Source organism: Pseudomonas sp. B6001 (assembly GCF_013386015.1).
Taxonomy (GTDB): domain Bacteria; phylum Pseudomonadota; class Gammaproteobacteria; order Pseudomonadales; family Pseudomonadaceae; genus Aquipseudomonas.
This window is the reverse complement of the sequence record NZ_JACAOX010000004.1, coordinates 128,221-150,813: the sequence shown is the minus strand read 5'-3', so window position 1 is coordinate 150,813 and position 22,593 is coordinate 128,221. Positions and strand designations below refer to the sequence as shown.

The window sequence follows — 22,593 nt, the reverse complement described above, 5'->3', positions numbered from 1 at the left end:
ATGCTGGCCTATATTTTTCGTCGACTGCTGCTGATCATCCCGACCCTGTTCGGCATTTTGCTGATCAACTTTGTGATCATCCAGGCCGCCCCGGGTGGCCCGGTGGAGCAGATGATCGCCAAGCTCGAGGGCTTTGAAGGCGCCACCAGCCGGATTGCCGGGGGCGGCGCCGAAGTCTCGGTGGCCGGTTCCAGCTACCGCGGCGCCCAGGGCCTGGACCCGGCGCTGGTGAAGGAAATCGAGAAAATGTACGGCTTCGACAAGTCGGCGCCGGAACGCTTGTGGATCATGGTCAAGAACTACGCCCGGCTGGATTTTGGCGACAGCTTCTTTCGCGATGCGAAGGTCATCGACCTGATCAAGGAAAAGATGCCGGTGTCCATCTCCCTCGGGTTGTGGAGCACCCTGATCATGTACCTGGTGTCGATCCCCCTGGGGATCGCCAAGGCTACGCGGCACGGCAGCCACTTCGACGTGTGGACCAGCTCGGCGATCATCGTCGGCTACGCGATCCCGGCGTTCCTGTTTGCGATCCTGCTGATCGTGGTGTTCGCCGGCGGCAGTTACTTCGACTGGTTTCCGTTACGCGGGCTCACGTCCAACAACTTTGATGAGTTGAGCTGGGGCGGCAAGGTCCTCGATTACTTCTGGCACCTTGCCCTGCCGGTGACCGCCCTGGTGATCGGCAACTTCGCCACCATGACGCTGCTGACCAAAAACAGCTTCCTCGACGAGATCAACAAGCAGTACGTGGTCACCGCCAAGGCCAAGGGCCTGACCAACCACCGCGTGCTGTACGGCCATGTGTTTCGCAACGCGATGCTGCTGGTGATTGCCGGCTTCCCGTCGGCCTTTATCGGCATCTTCTTCACCGGCTCGTTGCTGGTGGAAGTGATCTTCTCCCTCGACGGCCTGGGCCTGATGAGCTTTGAAGCGGCGATCAACCGCGACTACCCGGTGGTGTTCGGCACCCTGTTTATCTTCACCCTGCTGGGATTGGTGGTGAAGCTGATCGGCGACCTCACCTACACCCTGGTCGATCCGCGCATCGACTTCGCCAGCCGGGAGCATTGAGATGAATCTATCCCCCCTCAATCGTCGCCGGTTCGAGCGTTTCAAGGCCAACAAGCGTGGCTGGTGGTCGCTGTGGCTGTTTTTGATCCTGTTCGGCCTGAGCCTGGGCGCCGAGCTGATCGCCAACGACAAGCCGCTGGCGGTGCACTACGACGGCGACTGGTATTTCCCGGCGCTCAAGCGCTACCCCGAGACCACCTTCGGCGGCGAATTCCCGCTGGAAGCCAACTACAAGAGCCCGTATATCCAGGAGCTGCTCAAGGCCAAGGACGCGTGGACGTTGTGGGCGCCGATTCCGTACAGCTACCAGAGCATCAACTACGACCTGAAAGTTCCGGCCCCCGCCCCGCCGTCACGGGACAACCTGCTGGGCACCGATGACCAGGGCCGCGATGTGCTGGCGCGAGTGATCTACGGCTTCAGGATTTCCGTGCTGTTTGCCCTGACGCTCACCGTGCTCAGCTCAATCATCGGCGTGATCGCCGGCGCGTTGCAGGGCTTCTACGGTGGCTGGGTCGACCTGGCCGGCCAGCGTTTTCTGGAGATCTGGTCCGGCTTGCCGGTGCTGTACCTGTTGATCATCCTCGCCAGCTTCGTGCAACCCAACTTCTGGTGGCTGCTGGGGATCATGCTGCTGTTTTCCTGGATGAGCCTGGTGGACGTGGTGCGCGCCGAGTTCCTGCGCGGGCGTAACCTGGAATATGTGCGGGCGGCCCGGGCGCTGGGGATGCAGAACGGCGCGATCATGTTCCGCCATATCCTGCCCAACGCCATGGTCTCCACCATGACCTTCATGCCGTTCATCCTGACCGGGGCGATCGGCACCCTCACCGCGCTGGACTTCCTGGGTTTCGGCCTGCCGGCCGGCTCGCCGTCCCTGGGTGAACTGGTGGCCCAGGGCAAATCCAACCTGCAGGCGCCGTGGCTGGGCATGAGTGCGTTTGCCGTGCTGGCGATCATGTTGAGTCTGCTGGTGTTTATCGGCGAGTCCGCTCGCGATGCCTTCGACCCGAGGAAATGAGATGAATCAGGACAATCTGATCGAAGTCCGCGACCTCTCCGTCGAGTTCGTCGTAGGCAACAGCCACCAGCGGGTGGTGAACAACGTCAGCTTCGATATCAAGCGCGGCGAAACCCTGGCACTGGTGGGCGAAAGCGGCTCGGGCAAGTCGGTCACGGCGCACTCGATTTTGCGCCTGCTGCCCTACCCGCTGGCACGTCACCCGTCGGGGACGATCCAGTACGCCAACCACGATTTGCTGACCCTGAAAGAAAAGACTATCCGGCATATCCGCGGCAACCGGATTGCGATGATTTTCCAGGAGCCGATGACTTCGCTGAACCCGCTGCACTCCATTGAGAAGCAGATCAACGAAGTGCTCGGCCTGCACAAGGGGCTTACCGGCAAGGTGGCCACCAAACGCACCCTGGAGCTGCTGGAACTGGTGGGCATCCCCGAGCCCCATAAACGCCTCAAGGCCCTGCCCCACGAGCTGTCCGGCGGCCAGCGCCAGCGGGTGATGATTGCGATGGCCCTGGCGAATGAGCCGGAGTTGCTGATTGCGGACGAACCGACCACGGCACTCGACGTCACCGTGCAGCTGAAGATCCTGGAGCTGCTCAAGGAATTGCAGGCGCGCCTGGGCATGGCCTTGCTGTTGATCAGCCACGACTTGAACCTGGTAAGGCGCATTGCCCACCGGGTATGCGTGATGCAAAAAGGCTGCATCGTCGAGCAGGCCGAATGCGAAAGCCTGTTCCAGGCGCCGCAGCACCCTTACACCCAGGAGCTGCTGGCAGCGGAACCCAGCGGCGGCCCCGCCACCAATGAAGTCGGCCCACCGTTGCTGGAAGTCGATGACCTGAAGGTCTGGTTCCCAATCAAGAAAGGCTTCCTGCGCAATACCGTCGATTACGTCAAGGCGGTGGATGGCATCAACTTCAGCCTGCCCCAGGGCCAGACGCTGGGCATCGTTGGTGAAAGCGGCTCGGGCAAATCCACCCTGGGCCTGGCAATTTTGCGGCTGATTGCGAGCAAGGGCGGCATCCGCTTCGAAGGCCATCAGATGGACAAGCTCAGCCAGCAACAGGTGCGCCCGCTGCGCCGGGAAATGCAGGTGGTGTTCCAGGACCCGTTCGGCAGCCTGAGCCCGCGCATGTGCGTGAGCGAGATCGTCGGCGAAGGCCTGCGTATCCACAAGATGGGCACTGCCGCCGAGCAGGAAGCGGCGATTATCGCCGCGCTGAAGGAAGTGGGCCTGGACCCGGAAACCCGCAATCGCTACCCCCACGAATTTTCCGGCGGCCAACGCCAGCGCATCGCTATTGCCCGCGCCCTGGTGCTCAAGCCCCGGCTGATTCTGCTGGACGAGCCGACCTCGGCCCTCGACCGTACCGTGCAGCGCCAGGTGGTGGATCTGCTGCGCAACCTGCAGGCCAAGTACAACCTGACCTACCTGTTCATCAGCCACGACCTGGCGGTGGTCAAGGCCTTGAGTCACCAACTGATGGTAGTAAAACACGGGCAGGCGGTTGAACAGGGAGATGCACCCGCGATCTTCGCCAACCCCCAGCATGCCTACACCCGGCAACTGCTGGAGGCGGCGTTTTTGGTGCCCGGCCCCTAGCAGTAGAACCACCGTAGCAGCTGTCGAGCCCCAGCGAGGCTGCGGCTCGACAGCTGCTACGCCATTGGGTGTCAGAAATCGGTTGAGGCCGACAGTTCACGCCAGGCGGCGGTCTCTTCCTTGACGTAAGCCAGCTTGTCCTCAATCGCCTGCAACGTATCGGTGCCCAGGGCCAGGCGCATCGGCGGATGCGGCGCTTCCACCAGCTTGATCATGGCCACTGCCAGCAGCTCCGGGTTACCCGGTTGCTGTTGGTTGTAGACCTTGGCCAGCTTGCGCACCTCGCCGGACGTGGCGGCGTAATCGTCGATGATCAAGGGCGACTCCACCAGGGAGTTGCCATCCAGGAAGTCGGTACGGAAATAACCCGGCTCCACCACCGTCACTTTGACGCCCAAGGGTGCCAGCTCTGCGTGCAGCGCCTCGCTCAACCCTTCAACGGCAAACTTGGTCGAGCAGTACGTGCCGAATCCCGCACCCGAACGGAAGCCGCCCACCGACGAAATATTGATCACGTGCCCGCTGCGCGCCTGGCGCATGAACGGCAATACACCGCGAGTGACATTGAGCAGCCCGAACACGTTGGTTTCATACAAGCGGCGAACCTCATCGGCAGACGCCTCCTCCACCGCGCCCAGCAGGCCAAAACCGGCATTGTTGACCAACACATCAATGTGCCCGAAGTGCTCAATGGCGGCACGGGCAACGTCGGCAGCCTGGGATTCGTCGGTCACGTCCAGTTGCACCGCCAGCAGCCCGGGTTGCTCACCGAAGCGTTCGGTAACGGTATGGGCGTTGCGGGCCGTCGCCACCACCGCATCACCGTGGGCCAGAGCTGCCGCGACGATTTTCGCGCCGATGCCCCGGGAAGCCCCGGTTACCAGCCAAACACGCTTGAAGGAATGTGCCGTTGTCATGATCCGTACCTGATGGAGTGAATGTGGAGCCAAGGTACGCTGAGGCATTAGCCTGAAAAACCGTCTCGTGCTACAAGCACTCTGAAACAGAATTTCATAATGGCTGACTGATGAACCTTGATCCCTTCAATGGCTTGACCGAATTTCTCGCCGTGGCCGAACTGAAGAGCTTCACCCAGGCCGCTGCACGCCTCGGCGTAACACCGACGGCGGTCAGCCATGCGGTGAAGACCCTGGAGAAGCGCACGGGTGTGGTGCTGTTCCAGCGCACCACGCGCCGGGTAGCGCTGACCGAGGCCGGCATGACGCTTTACAGCCGCCTGCGCCCCGCCGCCGGGGAGATTGACGATGCGCTGGCGGCCCTCAGTGGCTACCGCGACCGGCCCATGGGCACTCTGCGGCTGACGGTGCCAAGGTTGTCGGGCAAGTTGCTGATCGAGCCGTTGATCCCGCGTTTTCGCGAGGCCTTTCCCGATGTGGTGCTGGATATTTCCCTCGATGATGCCACGGTGGACCTGGTGACCGAGGGCTTCGACGCCGGTATTCGCCTGGGGGAATCCATCGACAAAGACATGGTTGCCGTGCGCCTGACCCCGGACCTGAACTGGTCGGTAGTGGGCTCTCCCGCCTACTTTGCCAAGGCCGGCAAGCCGACAACGCCGGAAGCGCTCACGGCCCATCAAACCATCGGTTATCGCTTCCTGACCTCGGGCATGGCACACCGCTGGGAATTCGAGCGGGCGGGCCGGGAATTTACGGTCGGCGTTCAAGGCGGGTTGATCGTCAATGACCGCAACCTGATGATCGCCGCCGCGCGGGCCGGCCAGGGCCTGGCGTACGTGAGTGATTTCGAGGTCATGGAGGACCTGGCTTCAGGCGCACTGGAGCCCGTGCTGCAATCTTTCGTACCGCCAAGCAGCGGGCTGTACCTGTATTTCCCCGCCCGAACCCAGAGCCAACCGAAACTGCGGGCCTTTATCGACCTGGCCACCGCATGGATTGCCGAAAAGCGTGGGCGCTGACAACGCCGCAAAAGCAAACCAATATCATTTGCGCAGTGCCCGGCCCTTTGGTTTAATCGCGACCAATTCTTATTTACGCCAAGGCTTCTGCGCCACATGGATACTGTGTCGACCCCGTCCACCTCGTTCAGCGACCTCTACGGCAATCACCATTCCTGGCTGCTGGGGCTGCTGCGCCGGCGCCTGAGCAATCGCTGGGATGCGGCGGACCTGGCCCATGACACCTTCATCCGGGTACTCAAGCGCCCGCCGGCCGACGCCGATGAGACGCGGGAGCGCTCCTACCTGGCCACCATCGCCCGGGGGTTGTGCATTGATCACTGGCGCCGGCGCCAACTGGAACAAGCGTGGCTGCAAAGCCTCGCGGACCGGCCCCAAGCCCTGCAACCGTCGCCGGAGCAGCGGGCAATCATTGTCGAAACCCTGTACGAAGTGGACGCCATGCTCGCGCGGCTGCCCCACAAAGTCCGCGAGGCATTCCTGCTGGCGCAGTTGCACGGCCTGCCCTACAAGCAGATCGGCGAACAGCTCGGGGTAGGCGAACGGATGGTGAAAAAATACCTGGCCCAGGCGCTGCTGCATTGCGCGGTGCTGGAAGCCGAACTGGACGGGATGCTCGTGGAGTGAACAGCCCCGGAAAGCTCAGCCATGCCAGCCTTGAGCAAGCGGCCCAATGGTACGTACGCCTGCAGGATCAGCCAGAGGCTGCCCAGCACTGGCAGGCATGGCTCGGGCAAAGTCCGGAACACCAGGCCGCCTGGGGCTATGTAGAACGGGTCAGCCAACGCTTTGCGCCGTTGGCCGAGCAATCCCACAGCGCCAGCCGTGCGTTGCGCAGCTCTCGGCGCCAGACGCTCAAGACCCTGCTGGTGTTGTGTGCCGGTTCAACGCTGGCCTGGGGCACCTGGCGCAACACCGCCCTGCCCCGGTTGGTGGGAGGCTGGAGTGCGGATTACGCAACCGCCGGCGGTGAAACCCGCGAAGCGCTGCTGGACGATGGCAGTCGCCTGTGGTTGAACGCCTTGAGCGCCCTGGATGTACGTTTTGACCGGGTCCAGCGCTTGCTGCACCTGCGTTTCGGCGAAGTGCTGATCGAGACCGCCAAGGACCCGAACCGCCCGTTCCTGGTGGAGACCCAACAGGGCCGCCTGCGCGCCCTGGGCACCCGCTTCAGCGTGTTGCAGGACGGCGACAGCACCGTGCTCAATGTGTTTGAAGGTCGGGTCGAAGTGCGCACCGCCGCCAGCCAGCAACAACGAATCATCGAGGCCGGGCAACAAGTGGCCTTCACCCGCGATGGGTTCAATCTCCATTCACCCGCATCCGCCACCCGTGAGGCCTGGAGCCGTGGCGTACTGCTGGCCGACAACCTGCCGCTTGGCCAACTGGTCGCCGAACTCAATCGTTTTCGCCCCGGCCACCTGGGCTGTGATCCAGCCGTGGCGCAATTGCCGGTAATGGGTTCGTTCCCCCTCAAAGACAGCGACCACGCACTGCGCCTGCTACAGGCCGCGCTGCCGATTCAGGTCGACACGCTCATGCCGTGGTGGGTCACGGTCAGGCCCAAACACCCAGGCGCATAAAAACTTTCAGCCGTCAGTTCCCTTTTCCAAAACTCGTTCGGTAAACCCTGCAGATGCTTTCAATTCGCCGATCGATTTGATCCAAAGGGAATGTTCATGTCGCAACCCGTTCGCTTCACTTTGCGCCCGCTGGCGCTGGCCGTTACTGCTACCTTGTTGTGCCTGGGCGCGCTCGACGCGCAAGCCGCCGAGTCACCGTCGACTCAGGAAACGGCCCGCCACTACACCATCGCCGCGGGTTCGTTGGTCAACGTGCTGAACAGCTTCGCCGAGCAGTCCGGGATCTTTTTCGCCGGCCACAACAGCCTGGCCAGCGGCAAAACCAGCCCGGGCCTCAACGGCAGCTACACCCCGGCCAGCGGTTTGCAACGGCTGTTGCAAGGCAGCGGCTTGCAGGCCGTGCCCCAGGGCAACAACGGCTACGTGCTGGAGTTGGTCCCGGCCAACACCGGCGCCCTGGAACTGGGCGCCACCACCATCTCCGGCGAAGGCCTGGGCGCCACCACCGAAGATACGAACTCCTACACCACCGGCGCCATGGCTTCGGCCATAGGCCTGGCGCTGTCGATGCGCGAGACGCCGCAGTCGGTAACAGTGATCACCCGCCAACAAATGGACGACCAAGGCTCCACCAGCATCGCCGACACCCTGCGCCGTGCACCGGGCGTGAGCGTGCAGAATTACGACAGCGAACGCTGGGAGTTTTCCAGCCGCGGCCTGCCGATCACCAATTTCCAGTACGACGGGGTCAACTCCACCTACGACGGCGTGTATGACTATGGCACCACCAGCACCGACATGGCGGTGTATGACCGCCTGGAAATCATCAAGGGCTCAGCCGGCCTGATGTCCGGCTCCGGCGATCCTTCGGCCACGGTCAACCTGATTCGCAAAAAGCCCACCCGGGACTTCAAGGCGTCGGTCACGCAGACCTTCGGCTCGTGGGACAACTACCGCACCGAAGGCGATATTTCCGGGTCTTTGACCGACTCCGGCAACGTGCGCGGGCGCTTCGTCGGCGTGTATCAGGATCGCCAGTCGTACCTGGACCACTACCAGAACACCAAGGACATTGCCTACGGCATCCTCGAAGCCGACCTGACGCCGGACACCCTGCTGACCTTCGGCATCGACCAGCAGGACACCCGCTCCCGTGGCGCCAGCTGGACCGGCTTCCCGATGTACTTCAGCAACGGTTCACGCACCGACTTCTCGCGGTCCTTCAACCCGGCCGCCGACTGGAGCCGCCGCGACTTCCAGAACCAGACCCTGTTTGCCTCGGTGCAACAAAAGCTCGCGAACGACTGGTCGCTGAAAGTCAGCCTTGACCGCAAGCGCAGCCAGCACGATACCCTGCTCGCCTCCGCCAGCGGCGGCAACCCGGACCCGGTCACGGGCGACGGGATGTACATGTTCATGGGCAAATACAAGGGTGACCAGGTGCAAAACACCCTGGACATCAACCTCAATGGCCCCTTCAGCCTGTTCGGGCGCGAGCATGAATTGATCATGGGCTTCATGGCCACCCGCTCGAAGCAGGACGTGCCGGTGTACGGCTCGATCTACCCGCCCGTGGGCGGCAGCATTTACGACTGGCGCGGCGAATACCCGAAGCCTGACATTCCCCGCAGCGGCCAGAACGACATCGTGCAACGCCAGACCGGCGCGTACCTGGCCACGCGCTTGAGACCCACCGATGACCTGTCGGTGATCCTTGGCACCCGCGTCAGCAACTTCAGCGGCACCGACAACACCGACTTCTACGACCCGACCAAGGCCGACAACCGTTTCACCTACCGCCAGACCGGCGTCGTCACGCCCTATGCCGGTATCGTCTACGACCTGAATGACATCTGGTCGGTGTACACCAGCTACACCAAGATCTACAAACCGCAAAACAGCAAGGACGCCGACCGCAAGTTGCTCGATCCGATTGAAGGCGACACCTACGAAGCCGGGCTCAAGGCAGCATTTTTCGACGGCCGCCTGAACGCCAGCTTCGCCGCATTCCGCATCGAACAGGACAACGTTGCGCAGTACGTTTCCGGGTTTGAGACCGACTCGGTGTATCGCCCGATTGCCGGCGCCACCACCAAGGGCTTTGAAGTCGAACTGGCCGGTGAAGTGCTGGACGGCTGGAACGTCTCGGCGGGCTACACCTACCAGCACAGCCGTGACGCCAACGGCGATTACGTCTACGGCTCCGTGCTGCAAACCACCACGCCCCAGCAAGTGGTGCGGTTGTTCAACAGCTATCGCCTGCCCGGCGCCCTGGAGAACCTGACCGTGGGTGGCGGCGTGAATTGGCAGAGCGAGTTCTTCGGCAATGTGTTCCAGCCCGATCCCAACGACTCGGTGAATTTCGGACAAAACTCACGCATTACCCAGGACAGCTACTTCCTGGTGGACGTGATGGCGCGCTACCGCTTCAACGAGCACTTGAGCACCACGTTGAACGTGAAGAACCTGTTCGACAAAAAGTACTACACCGGCCTGGGCAACTTCGGCACTGGCTTCTACGGCGAGCCGCGCAGCCTGCAATTGGCGACTCGCTGGGATTTTTGAGCCCAAACGCCAGACTGCCGTAGCGCTTGCAACGGCAGTCGACTCGGGCTACATCCCATCAGGAAGGTACGTCTTTTGTTCTGGCCCGGCCCATCCGACGATGCAGGCTCCGGTCGCCCATAGCACGTGGGCGACCTTGCACAGAGCCTGAACGCCATGGATGACTTACCCTTTCTGTCCCACCTGTTGAAGAATATTTCTCCCTCCGCCCTGGACCTGATCAAGCACCAGGCATTGCGCCTCAAGGACGATCAAGTGCTGATCGCCGAACTGATCGCCGGTTTGATCAGACTGGTTGCCCAAGGCACCACCCCGGCAACCGAACCCATCTTGATCAGCGTGCCGGAAAATACCATGCTCGGTCGCTGGGTGCGGCTCTTCTGTGACGCCATCGGCCGCCCGGCCTTCCGTGAGTGGGCCTCACGCCATGACCTGGAACTGGCGAGCCTGGTGTTTCGGGGCGGCGATCTGCAGGCCACGATCCTGGAAGGCACGGTCAAAACACCGTACACCTTCACCCTGGACAAAGACTCTGATTGGTGGCGCGTCGCGAATCCGATCCTGGAGGTGGTGCAGATTATCGATACGGTCAACGCCGGCTTGCCATTCATGGAAAACCTCGTCGAACCTCATTCGAGGACACTGCCTCTGAACCTGGTATTGCCCTTCTATGGCTACCCGTTACCGACCAATCATTTGCAGGCTCAGGTGATTCTCGAAGAGATCCATACCCTCGACACGCTGCCCGGTGTCGATGAAAGCGGGCGGCTCAAATCCACCCTGCGCAAGCGCTTGACCGAAGAGCAGCGGGATTACCAACAACTGGCCGATGCGCTGCAGACGCTCCTGGAACAAAGTACAAACGGCAGCCCGCCTTTCGATTGGCTGCAGCTCTACCTGCAACGATGCACGCTGGACTCGGACTCAATGTTGTCGAGCACCTTAAAGTACGCGGCACAGCTGCTTTACGCCGTGACGCAGGGCGAAGAGTTCGCGAGCCTCAACCCTGCCAGTCAAGGCGCTGCCCCCACTTACCGCTATTCCGTCGACCAAAAAGTAGTGATCGCCGTGACCGACGGCCGCGAGGCCAATACCTCACCTCTGGATCGCTCCAACAACTCAGCGCTGAATCAGCAATGGGATGAGCTGGAGCGCCTGGCCAATCTCGCCCATACCGACATATTGCCGGACGCCAGCCTCAGCCTGGCCGCGCTGATGACGGCGTATCGGCTACCCCGTCCTGCCAGTGCAGGGGACGTTCAGGTCCTGGTGGAACAACTGCGCGCCACCAGCGCAGCGACGTTTCCCTATGTCAGCTCGGCCGCCCACTCGTTGGTGGCCGTCAGCAAACACATGCGCCATATCGCAGTCCTCAATGACCGTTACACCATGCAAGCAGCACTCAAGTCGATCACCCTCGATACGCAGCTCACTAGCACCCTGGACATGACGTTCAACCTGGCGGCTGACTCGCCCTTTGCCATGCTGGTGGACAAAGGGGCGCAACTGCTCGCAGGTTTGCGCCAGGAATCGGCCTTTCAACGCGTGAGCGCCACCCGCCAATTCAACCTTGCCCGGGTGTATGTACTGAACGCGGACGGCGAACTCAGTGGTTACGCGCTGGACGATGCGCCCAAGGTACTCACCCGTGCGGACACACCGCTTTCAAGCCTGACCTCGATGGCCGAACCCCTGTTGGAACTGGCCCGCCAATCCGGCGGGCGCATCAGCACCAATGGCCAGGTCAGCTTGCGCCAGTTACTCAACCTCTACCAGATGGCGCTACCGGCTACCCGTGACGAAGCCCATGCCACGGCACGCATCCTGCGCATCCCGACAACCAAACAGCCACGCCACGGCAACTACTGGCGGGCATTGCAGGTGATGCCACTGCTGGCGGCGCAACGCAAACAGGTGCTGCAGACCGTCGCCGCCTTCCTGCCCAACCAGGACGTAAAACTGTTCGACTACCTGAGCGAAACAATCGTCGGCGAAAAAAACCGTGACCAGGTGCGCGCCGAGGCTGATCTGCTGCTGCACCAACTATTGGCATCGCCCCCGGCCCAGGCACTGGCCGCGCGGCTATCGGAAACCGTGGGCTGGTACGGTGAACACGCCAGCGCTGCAAACACCCGTGCCAGCAGAAACGCACTGTTGTTTGCCGCACTGATTCTCAGCCTGGACGCGAATGCTGGTAAGCAGCGGGCCACTGTCGCCGGCTATGACCTGACCGATTCCTACAACTGGGGCCTGACCTTCCATGAAGTCCGTAACGCCGTAGAAGCCATGGTCCAGTTCAAGGTCCTGCGCACCAGCGCCGTACCCATGGCCGCGCACCTGTTGCTGGCGGGCATCGCCCCGGAATTCCTGGTGCGGGACATCCCTGATGAGGTGTCGTACATGAGTTCCCATACCTGGGTACATTTCAAGCAATACGTGGACCTGATCGAAGCTGAAACACCGGGTGCATCACGGGCCATGCGCTTCACCGACTTCATGGCGGTGATCTACTTCATCATGCCCTCCCGCCGGGTTCGCCGAGGCAGTCTGCCGATCGTCGACTGGGCCGTGGCCAACGGAGTACTGGCCAAAAACGTTGATGGGCACAGTACCACGCAGAAGAATCGCGCCATTGCCGCGTTGAACGAGCAGCTCAACCAGTTGCAGATCAGTTCCGAGTTGAAGAAGAACGGGCATACCAGCCTGTATGAGATAGCCTTGCAGGATCTTCAGCGGGTGTTTGCCGGTAGCACCGATCTGGAGCGAATGGTCATACAATGGCAGGCCAGGACTGGTAACCGCTCGGAGCCGGATATCGCCGCCAATACCGCCGTTTCCCTGGTTCAGTTGCACATGGCAGGCAAGCTGACCAAAGGCACAACGCAATGGCGCTCGACCCTCAAGGACGTTGATTTCGCCAGCATGGCGTCACGGTTCGATGAGTTGGGGTCAATCCATTCCACTTTCGCGGCCGAGTTCGAGAAGCGCTACACGGCGGTGCGCGCCGCGCTGCTACAGTCGATCGTGTATTGGATGTCACAACTGCCCCTGCTTAGCCGTAAAGGCATGGAATATGGCAGCCTGGAATTCCATCGCCTGCAAACGTCACGCACCAGTGCTGGCGGGCAGACATCGGGCATCGGGAGATTCGGGGTGCTGGTGTTGTGCAGGTACGCCGGCGACAAGCGCTTCTACGAATTTCTCCCAAAGCAACTGAAGGTTGCCCCATTACCGGGCCTGACCCTGCAAATATTCGAACAGGCCCTGCGCACCGGCAATACCCAAGGCAGCCCGCTGCCGATCGATTGGTCAGCGTACGCGCGCGGCACCATTCCCAACGGGCAGCAACACGCGACGGTCATTGCCCAACGTTTTGCCGAGCTGCCTGCCGTCTATGGGCCGGGCCCTGTGGTACCCAACACCTTCACCTCGCCACGCAGCCTGGCCATTGCCAGCATCGTGATTGACCAGCACTTGCTGGTAGGCGCCGATGAGGCGCGAGCGGCGGCGAAGCAACCCCTTTCCCTGGCAGACGCCATCAACGGCGTAGATCCGCGGATCGGTTTCCTGCGCAGAATGGAACCCGAAACCATGAAATGAAACGTTGCAGGCCGGTTTCTGTGTAATCATTCACTGCATTGTTTCCCGGTGAGACTTGTAGTGATGCGATCGCCCCTCGAACCGACTGCCCCGTCCTTCTGGCGCGACGAACGCCTGCCGTTCATTGAGGCTCGCACCATCGCCGACGGGCGGAAGGTCTGCTACACCCGCCACGCCCACGAGCACTTTTCCATCGGCGCGATCACGGCCGGGCAGAGCCTGTACATCCATGGGGCATCGACTTTCAAGATCAGCGCCGGCACCGTGGTCTTGATGAATCCCGGGGATGTCCACGCCTGCAACCCCATTGATGATCTGCCCTGGTCCTATCACATGCTGTATATCGATACGGCCTGGCTGACCGACCTGCAGCACCAGCTGGGTTTCAGCAAGGACCAGGACTTTCGTCCGTTCACCGCCACCCACACCACGGATGTCGCGCTGTACCGCGGGCTGAACGAGCTGTATGAGGTGCTGGTGGACAACCACGCCGAACACCTGCACAAGCAGAGTGCGGTGGTGAGTTTTTTCACCGAGGTGCAACAACGCCTCAACCCGTCGGAGACCCCGGTGCGCGAGGTCAATCACAAGCTGGAGCGGGCCGCCGACTATATCCGCGAACATTGCACCGAGGCCCTGAAGCTCGAAGACATTTGCCAGGCGGCTGAACTGTCGCCGTCGTACCTGATTCGTGCGTTCAAGCAGTATTACGGCATGACGCCCCACGCATTCCTGGTCAATCGCCGTATTCAGTTTGCCCGCACCCAGTTGCGCAGCGGCCAGTTGATCGCCGACGTCGCACTGGCGGCTGGCTTTTCTGATCAGGCGCATTTCCAGCGCACGTTCAAACAGCACCTGGCGGCGACGCCCGGGCAATATCGCGGCTGACTCAGGCCAGCAGCAGATACCCCACGCTGGCCACCAACAAGGCGGCCATCGAGCGATTGAACAGGCGCATGCCCTGGGGATTGCTCAGGTAGCGGCGCAGGAACGTCCCGGCGTACGCCCAGCACGCCACCGACAGGTAGCAGATCACCAGGTAGATCGTCGCAAACAGCCAGACTTGCTGCGCATCGCCATCGGCGACAAACAGCCCCATGCCTGCCACACACGCCAGCCAGGCCTTGGGGTTGAGCCATTGCATGATCGCCCCATAGAGCATCGACGGCGCCGCGGCCGTGCCTTCAGCGTCCAGGCGCCCATCGTCCACTGCCAGCTTCCAGGCCATGTACAACAGGAACGCCACCCCACCCCATTGAATCAGTTGGGTCAGCAGCGGCCAGCGCACCAGCACCTCATGCAGCCCCAGGCCGATCAACACGAGCAGCAAGGTGAATCCCAACGCGGCTCCAGCCACGTGCTTTTGACTGGCGGCAAACCCAAAGCGCGCCCCCGAACTGATGGCCACCACATTCACCGGTCCCGGGGTGATGGACGTGGCCAGGGCGAAGGCGGCCATGGAAATGATCAAGCTCATTGCAGTTCCTTTTTGTTGTGCGGGTACGGACTGAACCTTAAGGAGAAGATGGATCGCGGTATTGAAGAAAATGCCCCTGCCGGGAATGACCGAAAAAACCATCAGTTGAAACCCTTAGCCCACCCGCTGCAAAAGACAAATTTATTCCATTGATATAACTGTATTTTTCTCTTTCCAAAGGGCGTTTTTGATAGGAAAAAATGCGTGTTTCCCAAGGCAGACACGGTGCTAGAGTCGAGCGCACATCTGGCCGGATGACCTCAACCTGCTCACAAAAAAGGAATCGCCATGTCACGTCGCTTATGGGCAACTGCCTGCCTGCTGCTGTCCTTCTCCGGGGTTCAGGCCGCGGAACGCTGGGAAACCCTTCCGCCCACCCCGGCACCGATTGCGGGGGCCAAAACCGGCTATGCCGCCGTCAACGGCATCAAGGTCTACTACACCAAGATCGGACATGGTTCGCCGGTGATCCTGCTGCACGGCGGCCTGTCCAATTCCGATTACTGGGGCAACCAGGTCAAGGCGCTGGCCGCCAAACACACGGTCATCAGCCTCGACAGCCGTGGCCACGGGCGCAGTTCCCGGGACGAGAACCCCTTCGGTTACGACTTGATGGCCGATGATGTGGTCGCCGTACTCGACAGCCTGAAAATCCCCCGCGCCGATATCGTCGGCTGGAGCGACGGCGCAATCATCGGTATCGATCTTGCCCTGCGCCATCCCGACCGTATCGGCAAGGTGTTTGCCTTTGCCGCCAACACCCAGACCTCCGGGGTCAAGGATGGCGTAGAGAAAAATCCGACCTTCGCCGCCTTCATCGAGCGCGCCGGCAAGGAGTACGCCAGGCACTCGCCGACGCCAAAAGAGTACGACGCCTTCGTCGAGCAGATCAGCCATATGTGGGCCAGCCAACCCAACTGGACCGACGCGCAACTGGCGTCCATCAAGACTCCGATCCTGATTGTCGACGGCGACCACGATGAGGCGATCAAGCGAGAACACACCGAATACATCGCGGCGACCATTCCGGGAGCGGGCCTGCTGATTCTGCCGAACACCAGCCACTTCGCATTCCTGCAGGACCCGACGCTGTTCAATGCCGCGCTGCTGGACTTCCTGGACAGCAAATAGCCCCGCCTACTCTCCTGTCATCCGCTCCAGGCTGTTGCTCAAGTGCAACAGCATGGCGGCCCGGGCCGCGTCCGGGTCCTGGCGGCGGATGGCTTTCAGGATCGCCTCGTGCTCAAGGTTCGCCAGGCGCCCCAGCTCCATCAGGTCCGCGTCGCCGCGTTCCTCGGCATTGATCCGGGTGCGTGGGATTACCGAGTGGCCCAGGTGATAAATCACGTCGGTGAAATAGGTATTGCCGGTGGCCTGGGCGATCAGGCGATGGAAGCGCACGTCAGGCTCAACGGCACTGTCGTTGTTGGCCAGCGAGTCCTGGTAATCATCCAGTGCCTGGCGCATCTGCTGCAGTTGTTCATCGGTACGGCGCAAGGCTGCCAGGGCGGCTGCCTGGGTTTCCAGGCCCATGCGCAGTTCAAGAATGCCGCGCACGCTGGCGGCGGTGTCGTGGGTCAGGTGCAGGCCGTGGCGCTCGTCGCGCTCCAGCACAAAGGTGCCGACACCGTGGCGGGTTTCCACCAGCCCGGCGGCCTGCAATTTGGAAAGCGCTTCGCGCACCACCGTGCGACTGACGCCGTACTCGCCCACGATAGCGGACTCGGATGGCAGCTTTTCACCCGGCGCCATCTGTCCCAGGAGAATCTGCTGGGTCAATGCGGTGACGATGTCGTGGGCAAGGCCCGGGGAGCGCTTGCGATGAGGTGCCGAGCTGGGGTTTTGCATCAGGAATTCCGTTCTGGGGCGCTTGGCAATACTAGCATTCTTAGATGAGCCAACTTGTATGACAACAAACAAATACCTATAGGAGCGAACCTGCCCGCGAAAAACCCCGTCGCAGCGCAAACATTGCACAAAACCGCGCAATCGTTGACGATTTTCGCGAGCAAGCTCGCTCCTACAGAGGGTTGCCATCTTTGAAAATGCAGTTGTATGATGTCTATCAAGTTGTCAGACATCTCTGACAACCCAAATACGTCCCCGCACAACAATAATCAGTGGGAGTTTGACCCGTGACCCCTTCCAGCCCTGCGACAGCTGCGCCTGCCACCGACCCGGTCCTGGCCCGCGCGATCAAGAAGGTGAAGAGCCATGTGCTCCCACTGTTCGTGATCATGTTCATCGTCAACTACATCGACCGCGTCAACATCGGCTTTGTGCGTACCCATATGGAGCACGACCTGGGCATTGGTGCGGCCGCCTACGGCTTCGGTGCCGGGTTGTTTTTCATCGGCTACGCGCTGTTCGAAGTGCCGTCCAACATGCTCCTGCAAAAAGTCGGCGCGCGCATCTGGCTGACTCGCATCATGTTCACCTGGGGCATCACCGCCACATTGATGGCCTTCATCCAGAACGAAACCCACTTCTACATCCTGCGCTTTCTGCTGGGCGTGGCCGAAGCGGGCTTCTTTCCCGGGGTGATCTACTACTTCACTCGCTGGTTGCCCGGCGTCGAACGCGGCAAGGCGATTGCAATCTTCCTCAGCGGCTCGGCCCTCGCCTCGCTGATCTCCGGCCCCTTGTCCGGCGTGCTGCTGCAAATCACCGGGCTGGGCCTGCATGGCTGGCAGTGGATGTACATCATCGAAGGCATGGCGTCGGTGCTGCTGTGCTTTTTCGTGTGGTTCTGGCTGGACTCCAAGCCCCACGACGCCAAGTGGCTCAGCCTTGAAGAAAAGGATGCGCTGGTGGGCGAGATCGACCGCGAACAGCGCGAACGTGACGCCGCGACCACGGTCAAGCCGACCCTGGGCAAGCTGCTCAAGGACCGTCAGATCATGCTGTTCTGCGCCCTGTATTTCTGCATCCAACTGACGATCTATGCCGCCACTTTCTGGTTGCCGAGCATCATTAAAAAGATGGGCGACCTGAGCGACATCCAGGTGGGTTTCTACAACTCCATCCCGTGGTTGATCTCGATCATCGCGATGTACGCCTTCGCGGCACTGGCGGGCAAATTCAAGTTCCAGCAAGCCTGGGTCGCTGCGGCACTGTTGATCGCCGCCGTGGGCATGTTCCTCTCCACTACCGGCGGGCCGATCTTTGCCTTTATCGCCATCTGCTTCGCGGCGATCGGCTTCAAGTCGGCGTCCTCGCTGTTCTGGCCGATTCCCCAGGGTTACCTGGATGCACGCATCGCCGCAGCGGTGATCGCATTGATCAACTCCATCGGCAACCTCGGCGGGTTTGTCGCGCCCACCACCTTTGGTTTCCTGGAACAGACCACCGGCTCGATCCAGGGCGGTTTGTATGGCCTGGCGGGCACTTCGATCCTTGCGGCCATCCTGGTGTTTTTCGCCAGGACACTGCCCGGCCCGACCACCAGCAGCGTGCTGCAACCCGCACCCGTCTTGAGCAAATAAGGACTACACGATGAACACAGAACACCAGCACCACGCCAACAGCGCCCCGGTCGTGACCGGCCTGCAAGTCATCCCGGTGGCCGGTCACGACAGCATGCTGCTCAACCTCAGCGGTGCCCACGGGCCGTTTTTCACGCGCAACATCGTGATCCTTACCGACAGCGCCGGCCGTACCGGCGTCGGTGAGGTACCCGGCGGCGAACGCATCCGCGAGACCCTGGAAGACGCCCGCAGCCTGGTGATCGGTAAGCCCATCGGCCAGTACCAGAGCATTCTCAATGCCATGCGCCAGACCTTCGCCGCGCGGGATTCGGCGGGCCGGGGTTTGCAGACGTTTGACCTGCGCATCACCATCCATGCCGTCACGGCGATGGAAGCGGCACTCCTGGATTTGCTCGGCCAATTCCTCGAAGTCCCGGTGGCGGCCCTTCTCGGCGAAGGCCAGCAGCGCGACGCGGTGAAGATGCTCGGCTACCTGTTCTACATCGGTGATCGCCAGCAGACCGACCTGGCCTATCGCAGTGAAGACGATGCCGAAGACTGGTTCCGCCTGCGTCATGAACAGGCCATGACGCCCGAAGCCATCGTGCGTCTGGCAGAGGCGGCCAAGGCGCAATACGGCTTCAATGACTTCAAGCTCAAAGGCGGCGTACTGCGCGGCGGCGACGAAATCGAGGCGGTGACTGCACTGGCCGAACGCTTCCCCGATGCGCGCATCACCCTGGACCCCAACGGCGCCTGGTCACTGAAAGAAGCCATCGCCCTGTGTCGCGACCAGCATCATGTGCTGGCCTATGCCGAAGACCCTTGCGGCGCGGAAAACGGTTACTCCGGGCGCGAAGTCATGGCCGAATTCCGCCGTGCCACCGGGCTGCCCACCGCCACCAACATGATCGCCACCGACTGGCGGGAAATGGGGCATGCGATCCAGTTGCAGTCCGTGGATATTCCCCTGGCCGACCCGCACTTCTGGACCATGCAGGGCTCGGTGCGCGTGGCGCAGATGTGCCACGAATGGGGCCTGACCTGGGGCTCGCACTCCAATAATCACTTCGATATTTCCCTGGCGATGTTCACCCAGGTGGCCGCCGCCGCGCCGGGGGAAATCACGGCCATCGACACCCACTGGATCTGGCAGGACGGCCAGCGGTTGACCAAGGCTCCGCTGAAGATTGTCGACGGCCACATCAAGGTGCCGGCCAAACCGGGCCTGGGCGTGGACATCGACATGGACGCCGTGGCCCACGCCCATGAACTGTACAAAGGCATGGGCCTGGGTGCGCGCAATGACAGCGTGGCGATGCAGTTCATGATTCCGGGCTGGACGTTCGATAACAAGCGGCCGTGCCTGGTGCGCTGACCTCAGTTGAAGATCATCGAAAAGTGCGCGCCCACCCCGGCGCGCACACCCTCGCCGACCGCCAGCGCCACCGAGCCGCCGGCCAGGTTGGCATCGCCGCAGGCAAACACACCGGGCACGGTGGTCTGGCGCGTCTCGTTGGTCAGCAGATAGGGCCCGGTCGGCCCTTCGACAAACTCACAGCCCAACTGCTCGGCCAATGGGCTGGCCATGCGCGTACGGGACAGGGTGAAAATACCGTCCAGCGCGATCATCCGCCCGTCTGCCAATTCCACATCCGCCCGCTCACCGACAATCCGCCGCACCGCCGAGCTTTCGACGCTGACCCCGCGCCGATCCAGTTGCGCCTGCTGCTCGGCATCCGGCACAAATGCGCCGTTGGTAAAGAGCGTGGTGGTGCCCCAGTCCGGCAGCAGCATCGCGTGATGCATGGCCAGTGGCGACGTCGCCAGCACGCCGATGCGGCCTTGATCCAGTTCATAGCCGTGGCAATACGGGCAATGGAACACATGCTTGCCCCAGCGCTCCTTCAACCCCTCGACCTCGGGTAACTCATCCACCACGCCGGTAGCGAGGATCAAGCGTTTAGCGTTGAACTCACCGTTGCAACGGGTTTGCACCACGAAGCCATCCTGGTTTCGAATCGCTTCAACGGCGGCGTCCTGCACCCAGGTCACCGTCGGATATTCCATCAACTGCCCTCGCCCTTCGGCAGCGATCAGCTCCGGCGGCTGGCCATCCTGGCTGAGGAAACCGTGGGACGTGGCCGCAAACCGGTTGCGCCGCTGCCCGGCGTCAATCACCAGCACCTTGCGCCGAGCCCGCGCCAGTTGCAGCCCGGCAGACATTCCGGCGTAGCTGCCGCCCACGATAATCACGTCGTAAACCATGAAGATGACCTCTCTGGTGGCCCTTGCATCGGTTGCCGGGCACTCACGACACACCATAAGTTACATAAAAATACCTCGTCAAGCGTCTCGCCACTCCAATCGTTACGAACGATACTTTCGGGAAGGAAATCCAGAGGCTTGCAGATGAGAAACGACACCCGGCTTTCGCGCATGCTCCATGTGCTGATCCACATGGGCCGCCACGAGGAACGCGCCACCTCGGAGACCATCGCGCAGATGCTTGGTACCAACGCGGTGGTGGTACGCCGCACCCTGGGCCTGCTCAAGGAGAAAGGTTATGTGCGTTCGGAAAAAGGCCATCAGGGCGGCTGGATGCTGGGCAAGCCGCTGAGTGAAATCACCCTGCTGGACATCCACAATGCCCTTGGCACGTCGTCGATCTTTGCCGTCGGCCTGTCCACCGATCATCCGCAATGCCTGGTGGAACAGGCCGTTAATGCGGCGCTGAACCAGGCGTTTGACGATGCCCAGGCGTTGCTGCTGCAGCGTTTGGGAGAGGTGACGCTGGCACAGTTGGCGGATGATTTTGACGAGCGCTATCGGGTGGCGATAACGCCCGCACCCTGTGCGTGATGCACGCGACGCCCTAAGCGCCGCCTACCGAGCGCCACGCTGCCTCGGCCAGGGTTTCCCGGTACACCCGAGGGCTGCTGGCCGAGCGCCCGGCCAGCCAGGCACGGCAGTAGCTGTCGGCCTGGCCGATGATCAGTGATGGCAAGAGTTCGGCGGGCACCTGGCTGAGCTGATCACCCCGTCCAGGCAGCACCATCCACTCCTTCAGCAACGCATTGCGCGCCTGATTGCGGCTTTCCAGTTCAGCGGCGAACGGGCCCTTGGTCACCGCGAAATGCGCGTGGTACTGAAAGCGCGCCCACTGCGGTTCGCTGTCCACCCAATCGACATAGCTGTGGACCAGTGCGTACACCCCCTCCTTCGCCGTTTTGGCCGATTCAAGGTAGCGCCCACGCAATTCGGCCTGATCCTCCAGCGCGGTAAAAAACAGCGCGGCGACCAGGCCTTCCTTGTTGCCGAAGTGATGATAAATGGCGCCGACGCTGGTATCGCAGCGCGCGCGGATCATCTCGATGGTGGTGGCTTCAAGGCCCTGCTCGTTGAACAGGTCCAGGGCTGCCTTGAAAATATCGCGCTTCAATTCGGCCCTTCGGCCAGGGAAGCAACGCTGAAGCAGATCCGGGGTTTGCATGCTGAACAGGAACTCGGTCAGTGAAGAAGAACAAGCCCGGGTAGCTTGACAGATTTCCCATGGGCAGAATACTGTTCCGCTACAGAACATTATTCTGTAACGGAACAATATTCCGTAAAATTCATTTAATCAGCGAGGCAGCACCATGAGTCAGGCCCTGAGCATGTTCAACAGCGTTGGCCCCGAAGCGTTCAGCAAACTGGCGTGCCAGATGGCGCCCTACTTCAGCACCATCAATCCGTTGATGACCCAGTTGCGTCCGGGGTTTGCCTCGGTGGAAGTGCCGTTCAGCAAGGCCATCACCAACCACCTGGGCACGGTGCATGCCATTGCCATGTGCAACGCTGCGGAGTTGGCGGCGGGTACCATGACGGACGTTTCCGTGCCGGCGGGTGCGCGGTGGATTCCCAAGGGGATGACGGTGGAGTATCTGGCCAAGGCCAAGAGCAGCGTGACGGCGACGGCCAATGGCGAAGGTATCGACTGGCAAACGGCGGGTGACAAGGTGGTGCCGGTGGAGATGCTGGATGCGGAGGGGAAATTGGTGTTTACCGCGCGGATTATCATGAATGTGAAATTGGGGTGATGGGGTTGGGGGCATATCCGTTGCTGCGGTTATGGCCGCTATCGGGTTGCGCTCTCACAGCGGCCTACCAGCCGGCTTAAGTGGGGTGAAGCAACCGCAAAATCAAAGGCGGACACGGTCCAAATGTGGGAGCGGGCTTGCTCGCGAAGGTCGTTAACGATGACGTGGGTATCCTGATTCAA

Annotated in this window: 19 protein-coding genes; 14 read left to right on the top strand and 5 right to left on the bottom strand. The window is 61.5% G+C overall.

Annotated elements, in window-relative coordinates; all coding sequences use genetic code 11:
* Genes HX821_RS06790 through HX821_RS06780 form a run of 3 tightly spaced genes read left to right on the top strand, consistent with a single transcriptional unit; the run spans position 1 to position 3,701 of the window.
* Positions 1–1,074, top strand: a complete 1,074-nt coding sequence (locus HX821_RS06790; protein WP_008435207.1) for a microcin C ABC transporter permease YejB — start codon at positions 1–3, stop codon at positions 1,072–1,074.
* 1 nt (position 1,075) lies between these two features.
* Positions 1,076–2,095: an ABC transporter permease gene (locus tag HX821_RS06785; RefSeq protein WP_008435209.1), complete on the top strand. Its 1,020-nt coding sequence runs from the start codon at positions 1,076–1,078 to the stop codon at positions 2,093–2,095.
* 1 nt (position 2,096) lies between these two features.
* Entirely contained in the window at positions 2,097–3,701 is a 1,605-nt protein-coding gene (locus HX821_RS06780; protein WP_087692395.1) for an ABC transporter ATP-binding protein, read from the top strand.
* Between the two features lie 71 nt (positions 3,702–3,772).
* On the opposite strand, the gene HX821_RS06775 is transcribed toward HX821_RS06780, so the two are convergent.
* Positions 3,773–4,618 carry an oxidoreductase gene (locus HX821_RS06775; protein WP_177035469.1) on the bottom strand — a complete coding sequence of 282 codons (846 nt, stop codon included), beginning with the start codon at positions 4,616–4,618 and terminating at the stop codon, positions 3,773–3,775.
* A gap of 110 nt (positions 4,619–4,728) precedes the next feature.
* Here HX821_RS06775 and HX821_RS06770 point away from each other — a divergent pair, with 110 nt between their 5' ends.
* From HX821_RS06770 to HX821_RS06745, 6 genes are all read left to right on the top strand, one after another.
* A complete protein-coding gene (locus HX821_RS06770) occupies positions 4,729–5,640 on the top strand; it encodes a LysR family transcriptional regulator (RefSeq protein ID WP_177035468.1) in 912 nt (303 codons plus the stop codon).
* A 96-nt stretch (positions 5,641–5,736) separates the two neighbouring features.
* Positions 5,737–6,267 carry a sigma-70 family RNA polymerase sigma factor gene (locus tag HX821_RS06765; RefSeq protein ID WP_177035467.1) on the top strand — a complete coding sequence of 177 codons (531 nt, stop codon included), beginning with the start codon at positions 5,737–5,739 and terminating at the stop codon, positions 6,265–6,267.
* Complete coding sequence (locus tag HX821_RS06760; RefSeq protein ID WP_177035466.1) at positions 6,264–7,223, top strand: FecR domain-containing protein; 960 nt, start codon at positions 6,264–6,266, stop codon at positions 7,221–7,223. The genes HX821_RS06765 and HX821_RS06760 overlap by 4 nt, the downstream gene beginning before the upstream one ends.
* A gap of 96 nt (positions 7,224–7,319) precedes the next feature.
* Entirely contained in the window at positions 7,320–9,788 is a 2,469-nt protein-coding gene (locus HX821_RS06755; protein ID WP_371316410.1) for a TonB-dependent siderophore receptor, read from the top strand.
* Positions 9,789–9,944: 156 nt separating this feature from the next.
* Positions 9,945–13,388, top strand: a complete 3,444-nt coding sequence (locus HX821_RS06750) for a hypothetical protein (RefSeq protein ID WP_177035464.1) — start codon at positions 9,945–9,947, stop codon at positions 13,386–13,388.
* Between the two features lie 63 nt (positions 13,389–13,451).
* On the top strand, positions 13,452–14,276 hold the full coding sequence (locus HX821_RS06745) for an AraC family transcriptional regulator (protein WP_177035463.1): 825 nt from the start codon (positions 13,452–13,454) through the stop codon (positions 14,274–14,276).
* A 1-nt stretch (position 14,277) separates the two neighbouring features.
* On the opposite strand, the gene HX821_RS06740 is transcribed toward HX821_RS06745, so the two are convergent.
* Positions 14,278–14,865 (bottom strand): LysE family translocator, encoded by a 588-nt coding sequence (locus HX821_RS06740; RefSeq protein ID WP_003207442.1) that lies wholly within the window; start codon positions 14,863–14,865, stop codon positions 14,278–14,280.
* Positions 14,866–15,153: 288 nt separating this feature from the next.
* On the opposite strand from HX821_RS06740, the gene HX821_RS06735 reads away from it, so the two are divergent.
* The gene (locus HX821_RS06735) at positions 15,154–15,996 is read left to right on the top strand and encodes an alpha/beta fold hydrolase (RefSeq protein WP_177035462.1); all 843 of its coding nucleotides are present in this window, start codon (positions 15,154–15,156) and stop codon (positions 15,994–15,996) included.
* A gap of 6 nt (positions 15,997–16,002) precedes the next feature.
* On the opposite strand, the gene HX821_RS06730 is transcribed toward HX821_RS06735, so the two are convergent.
* Positions 16,003–16,713 (bottom strand): FadR/GntR family transcriptional regulator, encoded by a 711-nt coding sequence (locus HX821_RS06730; protein WP_008435219.1) that lies wholly within the window; start codon positions 16,711–16,713, stop codon positions 16,003–16,005.
* A 287-nt stretch (positions 16,714–17,000) separates the two neighbouring features.
* Here HX821_RS06730 and HX821_RS06725 point away from each other — a divergent pair, with 287 nt between their 5' ends.
* Together HX821_RS06725 and gudD are read left to right on the top strand one after the other, a co-directional pair.
* Positions 17,001–18,350, top strand: a complete 1,350-nt coding sequence (locus tag HX821_RS06725; protein WP_008435222.1) for an MFS transporter — start codon at positions 17,001–17,003, stop codon at positions 18,348–18,350.
* Between the two features lie 10 nt (positions 18,351–18,360).
* Entirely contained in the window at positions 18,361–19,710 is a 1,350-nt protein-coding gene (gene gudD / locus HX821_RS06720; RefSeq protein WP_003207434.1) for a glucarate dehydratase, read from the top strand.
* Positions 19,711–19,712: 2 nt separating this feature from the next.
* On the opposite strand, the gene HX821_RS06715 is transcribed toward gudD, so the two are convergent.
* Positions 19,713–20,600 (bottom strand): NAD(P)/FAD-dependent oxidoreductase, encoded by an 888-nt coding sequence (locus tag HX821_RS06715; RefSeq protein ID WP_177035461.1) that lies wholly within the window; start codon positions 20,598–20,600, stop codon positions 19,713–19,715.
* 144 nt (positions 20,601–20,744) lie between these two features.
* Between HX821_RS06715 and HX821_RS06710 the strand changes: the two genes are divergently transcribed.
* Positions 20,745–21,194: an Rrf2 family transcriptional regulator gene (locus tag HX821_RS06710; protein ID WP_008435227.1), complete on the top strand. Its 450-nt coding sequence runs from the start codon at positions 20,745–20,747 to the stop codon at positions 21,192–21,194.
* A gap of 13 nt (positions 21,195–21,207) precedes the next feature.
* On the opposite strand, the gene HX821_RS06705 is transcribed toward HX821_RS06710, so the two are convergent.
* On the bottom strand, positions 21,208–21,825 hold the full coding sequence (locus HX821_RS06705) for a TetR/AcrR family transcriptional regulator (protein ID WP_032899370.1): 618 nt from the start codon (positions 21,823–21,825) through the stop codon (positions 21,208–21,210).
* 145 nt (positions 21,826–21,970) lie between these two features.
* Between HX821_RS06705 and HX821_RS06700 the strand changes: the two genes are divergently transcribed.
* Complete coding sequence (locus tag HX821_RS06700) at positions 21,971–22,411, top strand: hotdog fold domain-containing protein (RefSeq protein ID WP_008435232.1); 441 nt, start codon at positions 21,971–21,973, stop codon at positions 22,409–22,411.
* Positions 22,412–22,593: the final 182 nt, after the last annotated feature.